At 72.0% G+C, this 11,790-nt stretch carries 6 protein-coding genes; 3 read left to right on the forward strand and 3 right to left on the reverse strand.

Features of this window, described 5'->3' with window-relative positions; genetic code table 11:
• Window positions 1–50: 50 nt before the first annotated feature.
• The 3 genes from NLX86_RS03810 to NLX86_RS03820 all read right to left on the reverse strand — a co-directional run bounded on the left by NLX86_RS03810 (window position 51) and on the right by NLX86_RS03820 (window position 7,136).
• On the reverse strand, window positions 51–1,511 hold the full coding sequence (locus NLX86_RS03810; RefSeq protein ID WP_254370130.1) for a glutamate synthase subunit beta: 1,461 nt from the start codon (window positions 1,509–1,511) through the stop codon (window positions 51–53).
• Entirely contained in the window at window positions 1,504–6,096 is a 4,593-nt protein-coding gene (gene gltB / locus NLX86_RS03815) for a glutamate synthase large subunit (RefSeq protein ID WP_254370131.1), read from the reverse strand. The genes NLX86_RS03810 and gltB overlap by 8 nt, the downstream gene beginning before the upstream one ends.
• A gap of 308 nt (window positions 6,097–6,404) precedes the next feature.
• Window positions 6,405–7,136 carry a VIT1/CCC1 transporter family protein gene (locus tag NLX86_RS03820; protein ID WP_254370132.1) on the reverse strand — a complete coding sequence of 244 codons (732 nt, stop codon included), beginning with the start codon at window positions 7,134–7,136 and terminating at the stop codon, window positions 6,405–6,407.
• 248 nt (window positions 7,137–7,384) lie between these two features.
• On the opposite strand from NLX86_RS03820, the gene NLX86_RS03825 reads away from it, so the two are divergent.
• From NLX86_RS03825 to NLX86_RS03835, 3 genes are all read left to right on the forward strand, one after another.
• Window positions 7,385–8,410: an ADP-ribosylglycohydrolase family protein gene (locus NLX86_RS03825; RefSeq protein WP_254370133.1), complete on the forward strand. Its 1,026-nt coding sequence runs from the start codon at window positions 7,385–7,387 to the stop codon at window positions 8,408–8,410.
• Between the two features lie 536 nt (window positions 8,411–8,946).
• Window positions 8,947–10,212 (forward strand): ADP-ribosylglycohydrolase family protein, encoded by a 1,266-nt coding sequence (locus NLX86_RS03830; RefSeq protein WP_302060935.1) that lies wholly within the window; start codon window positions 8,947–8,949, stop codon window positions 10,210–10,212.
• Window positions 10,213–10,219: 7 nt separating this feature from the next.
• The gene (locus NLX86_RS03835; protein WP_254370135.1) at window positions 10,220–11,362 is read left to right on the forward strand and encodes an ADP-ribosylglycohydrolase family protein; all 1,143 of its coding nucleotides are present in this window, start codon (window positions 10,220–10,222) and stop codon (window positions 11,360–11,362) included.
• Window positions 11,363–11,790 lie beyond the last annotated feature (428 nt).

Below are 11,790 nucleotides of genomic sequence, written 5' to 3' on the forward strand. Positions count from 1 at the left end.
GCGGTCAGTTCCGTACGACGCTGTACGGGACGTTTCTTCAGACGGGCCGGTCAGACGAGCAGCGCCCGGTCCGTCGGCTTGACCGGAGCGGGAAGTTCACTCGTTCCGGTAAGGAAGCGGTCAGCCCCGCGGGCCGCCGAGCGGCCCTCGGCGATCGCCCAGACGATCAGCGACTGGCCGCGGCCGGCGTCACCCGCGACGTACACGCCGGGGACGTTCGTGGCGTAGTCCCCGTCGCGCGCGATGTTGCCGCGCTCGTCGAGCTGCAGGCCGAACTGCTCGACCAGACCGTTCGAGCGGTCCGTGCCCGTGAAGCCCATGGCCAGGGTGACCAGCTGAGCGGGGATCTGCCGCTCGGTGCCCGGCTTCGGGGTCAGCTTGCCGTCGATGAACTCCACCTCCGTGAGGTGCAGCGCCTGGACGTTGCCGTCCTCGTCGCCCTCGAAGTGGGTGGTCGAGACGGAGTAGACCCGCTCGCCGCCCTCCTCGTGCGCCGAGGTGACCTTGTACAGCATGGGGAAGGTCGGCCACGGCTGGTTCGCGTTCCGCTCCTCGCCCGGCTGCGGCATGATCTCCAGCTGCGTGACGGACGCCGCGCCCTGGCGGTGGGCCGTGCCGACGCAGTCGGCGCCCGTGTCGCCGCCGCCGATGACGACGACGTGCTTGCCCTCGGCGGTGATCGGCGGCGCGACGAAGTCGCCCTCCTGCACCTTGTTGGCGAGCGGCAGGTACTCCATGGCGAAGTGGATGCCGTTCAGCTCACGCCCGGGGACCGGCAGGTCGCGCGAGACGGTGGCGCCGGCGGCGATGACCACCGCGTCGTACCGCTTGCGCAGCTTCGCGGCGTCGATGTCTCGGCCGATCTCGATCTCGGTACGGAACTTGGTGCCCTCCGCGCGCATCTGCTCGATGCGGCGGTTGATGTGCACCTTCTCCATCTTGAACTCGGGGATGCCGTACCGGAGCAGACCGCCGATGCGGTCCGCCCGCTCGTACACGGCGACCGTGTGACCGGCCCGGGTCAGCTGCTGGGCGGCGGCCAGGCCGGCCGGCCCCGAGCCGATGACCGCGACCGTCTTGCCGGACAGCCGCTCCGGCGGCTGCGGGGTGACGTCGCCGCTGTCCCACGCCTTGTCGATGATCGAGACTTCGACGTTCTTGATGGTGACGGCCGGCTGGTTGATGCCGAGGACACACGCCGACTCGCACGGAGCCGGGCACAGGCGGCCGGTGAACTCCGGGAAGTTGTTGGTCGCGTGCAGCCGCTCGCTCGCGGCGGCCCAGTCCTCGCGGTACGCGTAGTCGTTCCACTCGGGGATGAGGTTCCCCAGCGGACAGCCGTTGTGGCAGAACGGAATGCCGCAGTCCATGCAGCGCCCGGCCTGCTTGCTGATGATCGGCAGCAGCGAACCGGGAACGTAGACCTCGTTCCAGTCCTTCACGCGCTCCGCGACGGGGCGGGTCTCGGCGACCTCGCGCCCCGTGGTGAGAAAGCCCTTAGGGTCAGCCATTGATCGCCGCCTCCATCATCTTCTCGGTGGTCTCGGACTCGGAGAGTCCGGCCAGCTCAGCGGCGTCCTTGGCGGCGAGCACTGCCTTGTACGTGGTCGGGATGATCTTGCTGAAGCGGGCCACCGCGGTGTCCCACTCGGCGAGGAGCTTTTCGGCGACCGTCGAGCCGGTCTCCTCCTGGTGGCGGCGCACCACATCGTGCAGCCACTGCTGGTCGGCGTCGGACAGGGCCTCGACCGCCGCCAGGTTCCCGGAGTTGACGTCCTCTGTGGCGAGGTCGATGACGTACGCGACACCGCCGGACATGCCGGCCGCGAAGTTGCGTCCGGTCTCGCCGAGCACCACCGCGTGTCCGCCGGTCATGTACTCGCAGCCGTGGTCGCCCACCCCCTCCGAGACGACCGTGGCACCGGAGTTACGGACACAGAAGCGCTCGCCGGTCCGGCCGCGGAGGAAGATCTCGCCACCGGTCGCGCCGTAGGCGATGGTGTTGCCCGCGATGGTCGAGAACTCGGCCAGGTGGTCGGCGCCACGGTCCGGACGGACGATGACGCGGCCGCCGGAGATGCCCTTGCCGACGTAGTCGTTGGCGTCGCCCTCCAGGCGCAGCGTCACACCGCGCGGCACGAAGGCGCCGAAGGACTGGCCGGCCGAGCCGGTGAAGGTGATGTCGATGGTGTCGTCGGGCAGGCCCGCACCACCGAACTTCTTGGTCACCTCGTGGCCGAGCATGGTGCCGACGGTCCGGTTGATGTTGCGGATCGCGACCTGCGCGCGGACCGGCTGGGCGTCCTCGGCGCTCGAAGCGTTCAGCGCGTCGGCGGCCAGCTCGATCAGCTCGTTGTCCAGGGCCTTCTCCAGGCCGTGGTCCTGCTCGATCAGCTGGTGGCGCACCGCGCCCTCCGGCAGCTCGGGGACGTAGAAGAGCGGAGCCAGGTCGAGGCCCTGCGCCTTCCAGTGGTCCACGGCCCGCTCGGTTTCGAGCAGCTCGGCGTGGCCGACGGCTTCCTCGATGGTACGGAAGCCCAGCTCGGCGAGGATCTCGCGGACCTCCTCGGCGATGAACTCGAAGAAGTTGACGACGAATTCGGGCTTGCCGGAGAAGCGGTCGCGCAGCACCGGGTTCTGCGTGGCGATGCCGACCGGGCAGGTGTCCAGGTGGCAGACACGCATCATGACGCAGCCGGAGACGACGAGCGGCGCGGTCGCGAAACCGAACTCCTCGGCGCCCAGCAGCGCGGCGATGATCACGTCGCGGCCGGTCTTGAGCTGGCCGTCGGTCTGTACGACGATCCGGTCGCGCAGACCGTTGAGCAGCAGCGTCTGCTGGGTCTCGGCGAGGCCGAGCTCCCAGGGGCCGCCCGCGTGCTTCAGCGAGGTGAGCGGCGAGGCGCCCGTACCGCCGTCGTGGCCGGAGATGAGGACGACGTCCGCGTGCGCCTTGGAGACACCCGCGGCGACCGTGCCGACACCGACCTCCGACACCAGCTTCACGTGGATACGCGCGGCCGGGTTGGCGTTCTTGAGGTCGTGGATCAGCTGAGCCAGGTCCTCGATGGAGTAGATGTCGTGGTGCGGCGGCGGGGAGATCAGACCGACGCCCGGAGTGGAGTGCCGGGTCTTGGCCACCCAGGGGTAGACCTTGTGGCCGGGCAGCTGGCCGCCCTCGCCGGGCTTGGCGCCCTGCGCCATCTTGATCTGGATGTCGTCCGCGTTGACCAGGTATTCGCTCGTCACACCGAAGCGGCCGGAGGCGACCTGCTTGATGCTGGACCGGCGCGCCGGGTCGTACAGGCGCTCCGGGTCCTCGCCGCCCTCACCGGTGTTGGACTTGCCGCCCAGCTGGTTCATGGCGATGGCGAGGGTCTCGTGCGCCTCGCGGGAGATCGATCCGTACGACATGGCGCCGGTGGAGAAGCGCCTGACGATCTCGGAGACCGGCTCGACCTCGTCGACGGAGATCGACGGACGGTCCGACCTGAAGCCGAACAGTCCGCGGAGCGTCATCAGGCGCTCGGACTGCTCGTTCACGCGGTCCGTGTACTTCTTGAAGATGTCGTACCGGCGGTTGCGCGTGGCGTGCTGGAGGCGGAAGACCGTCTCCGGGTCGAACAGGTGCGGCTCGCCCTCGCGGCGCCACTGGTACTCGCCACCGATCTCCAGCGCGCGGTGCGCGGAGGGGACGCCGGAGGCCGGGTACGCCTTGGCGTGCCGGGCTGCGACCTCCTCGGCGATGACGTCCAGGCCCGCGCCGCCGATCTTGGTGGCGGTGCCGTTGAAGTACGTCTCGACGAAGGACTCGTCCAGGCCGACGGCCTCGAAGACCTGCGCGCCGCGGTAGGAGGCGACGGTCGAGATGCCCATCTTGGACATGACCTTCAGGACGCCCTTGCCGAGGGCGTAGATCAGGTTGCGGATGGCCTTCTCGGGCTCGATGCCCGGCAGGTCCTGGAAGAACGTACCGGCGCGAACCAGGTCCTCGACCGACTCCATCGCCAGGTACGGGTTGACGGCGGCGGCGCCGTAGCCGATGAGCAGCGCGACGTGGTGCACCTCGCGGACGTCGCCGGCCTCGACCAGCAGGCCCACCTGGGTGCGCTGCTTGGTGCGGATGAGGTGGTGGTGCACGGCGGAGGTCAGCAGCAGCGACGGGATCGGCGCGTGCTCGGCGTCCGAGTGGCGGTCCGAGAGGACGATCAGCCGGGCGCCGTCCTCGATGGCGGCGTCGGCCTCGGCGCAGATCTCGGTGATCCGGGCGGCCAGGGCGTCGCCGCCCCCGCCGACCCGGTAGAGACCGGAGAGCGTCGCGGCGGTCATGCCGGCCATGTCGCCGTCGGCGTTGATGTGTATGAGCTTGGCCAGCTCGTCGTTGTCGATCACCGGGAAGGGCAGCGTGACGCTGCGGCAGGAGGCCGCGGTCGGCTCCAGCAGGTTGCCCTGCGGGCCGAGCGAGGAGTGCAGCGAGGTGACGAGCTCCTCGCGGATGGCGTCCAGCGGCGGGTTGGTGACCTGCGCGAACAGCTGGGTGAAGTAGTCGAAGAGCAGCCGGGGGCGCTCGGACAGGGCCGCGATCGGGGAGTCCGTACCCATCGAGCCGAGCGGCTCGCCGCCGGTCTTGGCCATCGGCGCGATGATGACGCGCAGCTCTTCCTCGGTGTAGCCGAAGGTCTGCTGGCGGCGGGTGACCGAGGCGTGGGTGTGCACGATGTGCTCGCGCTCGGGGAGGTCCTCCAGCTCGATCTCGCCGGCCTCGAGCCACTCCTGGTACGGGTGCTCGGCGGCCAGGCCGGCCTTGATCTCGTCGTCCTCGATGATCCGCTTCTCGGCGGTGTCGACGAGGAACATCCGGCCGGGCTGCAGCCGGCCCTTGCGGACGACCTTGGCGGGGTCGATGTCGAGGACGCCGACCTCGGAGGAGAGCACGACGAGGCCGTCGTCGGTGACCCAGTAGCGGCCGGGGCGCAGACCGTTGCGGTCGAGGACCGCGCCGACCTGGGTGCCGTCGGTGAAGGTGACACAGGCCGGGCCGTCCCAGGGCTCCATCATCGTGGAGTGGTACTGGTAGAAGGCACGGCGGGCCGGGTCCATGGACGTGTGGTTCTCCCACGCCTCCGGGATCATCATCAGCACGCTGTGCGGGAGGGACCGGCCCCCGAGGTGCAGCAGCTCCAGGACCTCGTCGAAGGATGCGGAGTCGGACGCGTCGGGCGTACAGACGGGGAAGATCCGCTCGAGCTTCTCGCTCCCGCCGTGTCCATTGTCGGCAGAGCCGAACGCCTCGGAGGCGAGCTGCGACTCGCGGGCGCGCATCCAGTTGCGGTTGCCCTTGACCGTGTTGATCTCGCCGTTGTGCGCGACGAAACGGTACGGGTGGGCGAGCGGCCAGCTCGGGAAGGTGTTGGTCGAGAACCGCGAGTGCACGAGCGCGATGGCCGTGGCGCAGCGGCGGTCCGACAGGTCGGGGAAGAACGGTTCCAGCTGGCCGGTGGTCAGCATGCCCTTGTAGACGATGGTCCGGGCGGAGAGCGACGGGAAGTACACCCCGGCCTCGCGCTCGGCGCGCTTACGCAGCACGAAGGCCTTGCGGTCCAGGTCGAGCCCGGACGTTCCTCCTCCAGACACGAAGAGCTGGGAGAAGGCCGGCATGGTGGCGCGGGCGCCGTTGCCGAGCAGGTCCGGGGTGACGGGCACCTCGCGCCAGCCGAGGACCGTGAGGCCCTCCTCGGCGGCGATGGCCTCGATCTGCGCGACGGCCTGTGCGGAGCCGTCGGCGGGCAGGAAGGCGATACCCACGGCGTACGCGCCGGGCTCGGGCAGCTCGAACTCGGTGACCTCACGCAGGAACGCGTCCGGCACCTGGAGCAGGATTCCGGCGCCGTCGCCGGAGTCCGGCTCGGAGCCGGTGGCGCCACGGTGCTCGAGGTTCCGCAGTACGGTCAGCGCCTGCTCGACCAGTGCGTGACTGGCGACACCAGTCAGGGTGGCCACGAACCCGACACCACAGGCGTCGTGCTCGTTACGAGGGTCGTACATCCCCTGCTTGGCGGGGCGACCATCCATGGGCGACCAGGCGTCGGAACGCATCGGCACTCCCGTCGTCGTCGTGGCATATGCATTGCCGAGGGACGACGTTGGCCCTCTGCGAAATTTCGTGCAGGTTACATGATGAGGCGCTTCTCGCGAAGCGGATAGGTCATTCCAACATGCGGACACCACACAGAGCGGTGAAGGGGGACCGAAGCGGACAGATCGTCGATGATCAGTGCCCGTGGTCCGTAGCGGAGCAGGCTTCATTGCCGCAGCGCTTCCGACTCATGCCCCGTGGTTAAGGACTCGAAACCGCCGAGTAACGACTACTTATGTGCAGCCCTGCATAACCCCGCACCGTGGTGTCAGCCTAGTGCCGTACCGAACAGGCTGCCCAGGACGTACGTCACACCGGCAGCCGCCGCGCCGAGCGCCAACTGCCGCAGCCCGCTGTACCACCAGGACCGTGCCGTGACCCTCGCCACGACCGCCCCGCAGCCGAACAGGCCGACCAGCGCCAGCAGCACCGCGGGCCACAGCGCGCTCGCCCCGAGGAGGTACGGCAGCACGGGCAGCAAGGCACCCAGCGCGAACGAACCGAACGACGACACCGCGGCCACCGCCGGCGACGGCAGGTCGCCCGGGTCGATGCCCAGCTCCTCGCGCGCGTGGATCTCGAGGGCCTGCTCCGGGTCCTTCGACAGCTGCCTCGCCACCTCGCGGGCCAGGTCCGGCTCGACTCCGCGCGACTCGTAGAGCGCGGCCAGTTCGCGCATCTCGTCCTTGGGGTGCTTGCGCAACTCCCGCCGCTCGACGTCCAGTTCCGCCTCGACCAGCTCCCGCTGTGAGGCCACGGAGGTGTACTCGCCCGCGGCCATGGAGAAAGCACCTGCGGCCAGCCCCGCGAGCCCCGTGATCACGATCGTCTGCTGGGAGACGGAACCGCCGGCCACGCCCGTCATCAGCGCCAGGTTGGAGACCAGGCCGTCCATCGCGCCGAACACTGCGGGCCGCAGCCAGCCACCGTTCACATCGCGGTGGGTGTGGTTGTCGCGGTGCGCCTCGTGCAGTGCCGCTTCGGTCTCGATGATGGCCATCGCGCCCAGTGCTCCCTTCCCCGGAGTCGGGGCCGATCGCCCCGTCACTCCCCCTCAACACCTCGAAAGTACGCACGAATCAAGGCCCTCGCCAGCAAGGAAGGCCGTACTTACCGGACCTCGGCAGGTGCTTGGCGGGTGCTCGACGCGGCGGGGCGACCGGGTGACACGGGGGTTTCGCGGCGCTCGGCGAGCCCTCGGCGTGGCACGTATGCACAAAGGTGTCCGCATACAGCGAGAGGCACACGATGGCGTTGATTGCATGCAATCCCCAGGTCCTTCTCGAACGCGCCAGGGGCGCCCTGCTCGGGCTCGCTGTCGGTGACGCGCTCGGCGCCCCAGCGGAGAACATGAAGCCGTCGGAGATCCGGCGCCGCTGGGGGCGCATCGAAGGCTTCGTCACGGACGACCCGGCGGGCACGGACGACACGGAGTACGCGATCTTCTCCGGCCTGCTGCTCGCGCGGCACGGCTCGGCTCTCACCGTCGCCCATGTCGAGACGGCCTGGCACCACTGGATCGCGGACCTCGACGAAGGCCCCTTCCGGGGTGCGGGCTTCAGCGAGCGCGGCACCCTGGAGAACCTCCGCCGGGGGCTCGCCGCCCCCATCTCCGCCCAGCACCGGCACGCCTGGAGCGACGGCCTCGCGATGCGCGCCGCGCCCTTCGGCGTCTTCGCGGCGGGGCGCCCGGCCGAGGCGGCCCGGCTGGTCGCCGTCGACGGGTGCGTCAGCCACGACGGCGAGGGGATCTACGGCGGCCAGGCGGTGGCGGCGGGCGTAGCGGCCGCGATGGCCGGCGGCAGCACCGCCTCCGTGACCGCGGCGGCCCTCTCCGTCATCCCCTCCGACTCCTGGACGGCCCGCTCGCTGCGCCGTGCGGTGGCGGCCGCCCAGCGAGACGGCCTCCGGCCGGGAAGCGACCCCCTGGCGGTCGAGCACGCGGTCCGCTCCGCGGTGGTCATTGGCGGCTACCCCTGGACGGACCTGGCCCCCGAGGCGGTCGGCCTGGCGTTCGGCGCGTTCGTCGCGGCCCGCGGCGACTTCACGACGTCGGTCCTGACCGCAGTCAACATGGGCCGCGACGCGGACACGACGGCGGCGGTGGCGGGCGCCCTGGCAGGCGCGATGTCGGGGGAGGCATCGATCCCGGCGGACTGGGGCTCGGCCATCGGCCCGGTACGGGGCAGCTGCCTGCCCTCGATGCAGGGCTACCACGTCCTGGACATCGCGGAGTTGCTCACCCCGGACGACGACATCGAGGTGATGCCATGACCAACAACAACCCCACCCACCCCCCAACGAACCCATCCCCCGAAACCGCGCAACCGAGCGCATTGACGGGCCCCGGCCCAGACCCGCACACCAGCGCCACAACCCCAACCACCGCGGCGCCGGGGGCAGAGCCGTACACGGCCGCCGCAACGTCCGCCGGGGCAGCACCCGGAAGCCCACCCGCGACAGACCCGCACGCCGCCGCGCCCCCCGCCACAACCGCTGCGCGCAGCCCAGCCGGGGGGCCCGGGGGCTCGCCCCCGGTTTCGGGAAGGGGCGGTGTGGGGGAAGACTCCGCGGCCCCGCCCGGGCCAGGCGCCGGGCCTGCGGCCCAAACCGGCGGGGTCGCGGTGCCGGCCGAGGAAGCCGGGCCGCAGGCCGACCGCGGAGCCGGGGACGAGGAGCGGGGCCGGGGCACAGCCCACGCCGACCGTGGCACCGGCGCCGGGGCCGCCGCGCGGCCCACCGGCACGGCCGAGGCCGGGGCCCGGCCCAGTGCCATGCCGCAGGCTGAGGGCACAGCCCAGGCCAGAGCCATGCCGCGGATCGGGGGCACAGCCCCGGCCGGGGTGCCGGACGGTGGGAGCGACGGGCACCGGGCCGGGACGGGGGATGGGGCGCGGCCCCACGGGGTCGGGGCGTACGTCGGGGAGGTGGCGGCGTACCGGCCCGGCGCCCTCGTCCCGTACCGCCCCCGCCGCATCGAGGGCCTCCTGCTCGGCCTCGCCGCAGGCGACGCCGCCGGCTGGCCCGCCGCCCGCCACCGCGCCGCCCGCATGCCCGAGTGGACGCGCCGCCTCACCCGCGAGCTCGACACCTTCGCCGAGCAGAACGCCACCACCACCCTCCCCGTCCCCATCGCCCTCAACCAGCCCCCGGAGCCCCTCCGCCTAGGCCCCTCCGACGACGCCGAATGGGCCGCATTCACCGCCGAGACCGTCCTCACCGCCGCCGGCGCGCTACTCAGCGACCTCGGCCGGTCCCGCCGGATGCGCGCCGCCATCGACCTCGCGTGGAACGCCCTGGCCAGCGAGGTCGCCGCCGCGGCCGAGCGCGCACCCGAGGTCGAGTCGGCGGTCCTCCCTCTCCGCGCCCGGATCTCCGTACGCGCGGGTCTCGGCAACCTGGCCAAGGGCCTGCGCCCGCCCGCCACCGGCCACGACAACCCGCACTACTTCGACGACGCCGCCTGCGTACGGGCCGTCGTGCTCGCCGTCGTCCACCCCGGGGACCCGTCCGCCGCCGCCGGGCTGGCGGACTTCGACGCGCGCTACACACAGGACGGCGACGGCGTGCACGGCGCCCGCGCCATGGCCGCGGCCGTCGCCGCCGCGCTCGGCGGCGCGGACGTCGACACCGCCGTCGAAGCCGCCCTCGCCCAGCTCCCGGGGTCCACCGAGATCGGCCGCAACGCCCGGCACGCGGTGAAGCTCGCCCGTGCCACGGACGGCGCCTTCGCGCTCGTACCACTGCTCGAGCACGAGATCGTCGACCACGTCTACAGCTACGGGATCGCCGCCGCAGAAACCGTCCCCGTCGCCCTCGCCCTCGCCACCGCCGCCCGTGGCCGGGTGACCGAGGCCGTGCCCGCCGCGGCCTGCCTGTCCCGGGTCGCCGACTCCGCCCCCGCCCTGGCCGGCGCGCTGACCGGCGCGATCGGCGGCGGCGAGTCGTTGCCCGCCACCTGGCGGGACGCCTGCCGGACGCTCTCCGGGTGCGCCCTCCCCCGCCTCGCCGGCACCGATCTCGTAGAACTCGCCGAACTCCTGGTGCACACGGAACTGACCACACCAGAGGGATGATTCGGACATGACGCTCACATTGGAGGACAGGACAGCGGGCTGCCTCGTCGGCGCCGCGGTCGGCGACGCACTCGGCGGCCCGGTCGAGGGCTGGACCCCGGAACAGATCGCCGAACGGCACGGCGGACTGGTCCGGGGCATCGTCGGACCGTTCCACGAGGACTGGCGTACGGCCCGCCCGATCGCCCCGTACCACAAGGGCGACGGGCACGTCACGGACGACACCCTGATGACGCACGCGCTGATCCGCGTATACGGAGTCGTCCGCGACCACCTCGACGCGTACGCGGTCGCCGACCACCTGGTCCCGGACCTCATCTCCACCCCCCGCTGGATCCCGGAACTGGAGGCGGAAGCGCTCCCCCTCCAGCGGATCTTCCTCGCCGAGAAGTGGATGGTTGCCCGGCTGCACTACGGCCATGTGGACCCCCGCGAGGCGGGCACCGGCAACATCGTCAACTGCGGGGCGGCGATGTACATGGCGCCGGTCGGCGTGGTCAACGCGGGCAATCCGGCAGGCGCGTACGCCGAGGCGCTGGACATCGCCGGCGCGCACCAGTCCTCGTACGGCCGCGAGGCGGCGGGCGTGTTCGCGGCGGCGGTCGCGGCGGCGTTCCTGCCGGGGGCGACACCCGCCACGGTGATCGACCAGGTGCTCGCCCTGGCGAAGGACGGCACGCGGTCCGCGATCGAGGCGGTCTGCGAAGTGGCGGCCCGCCACATGGACTTCGAGTCGGCCCTGGCCCCGCTCCGCGAGGCGGTGGCGCCGTTCGACACGGTGGGGCCGGACTACCGGGCCCCGTCGCTGGCCGCCCGCCGCCCGTCCCGGCTGCACTCGATCGAGGAACTCCCCATCGCCCTGGGCATGCTGCTGATCGGCGACGGCGACTACCGGCACACCGTCCTGGGCGCCGTGAACTACGGCCGTGACTGCGACTCGATCGCCACCATGGCGGGCGCGATCGCGGGAGCGCTGCGCGGTGAGGGGATCATTCCGCGCGACTGGTCGAAGGAGGTCTCGGAGGCGAGCCGCCTGGACCTGCACGCGCCGGCGACGGCGCTCGTCGAGGTCACCCGGCAGGTCTTCGCGCGCGACGTACAGCGCCGCCGCGCCCACGAGTCCGCCTTCGGCGCGATTGCGGGTACGTGATGCCACCGCGCGCCCGGCCCGCTCCCGCGGAAGGGCCCCCGGTGAGCCGGACCGCGGCGGAGCCCGGATGCCGCGGGGCAGCGACGCCGGGAGCTCTGGCCAGGCATGCGGACCGCGACGCGCTGCGCCTGACCTGGGTCCAGCCCGAGGACCTCGTCGGCCACGAACTGCGGCAGGCCGCCGAGGACGGCCGCGACGCGGAGGAGATCCGGCGCGCCTGGCTGTCGGCGGGAGGTCCACCCGCCCCGAACCGCGCGGGCGCGTCCCCGACCCGGCCGTCCCCGCACCTGCGCGAGCTGGCGGTCCACCTACTGGACGAACTGGCCCAGCTCCCCTCCCCTCTGACGACGAAGGAGCCCAGGGCCCTGGCCGACATCCGCACGGCCTGCCCGAACTGGCCCGGTCGCCGGGACACCCCCGCCTCACCG

Source organism: Streptomyces sp. A3M-1-3 (genome assembly GCF_024213665.1).
Classification (GTDB): domain Bacteria; phylum Actinomycetota; class Actinomycetes; order Streptomycetales; family Streptomycetaceae; genus Streptomyces.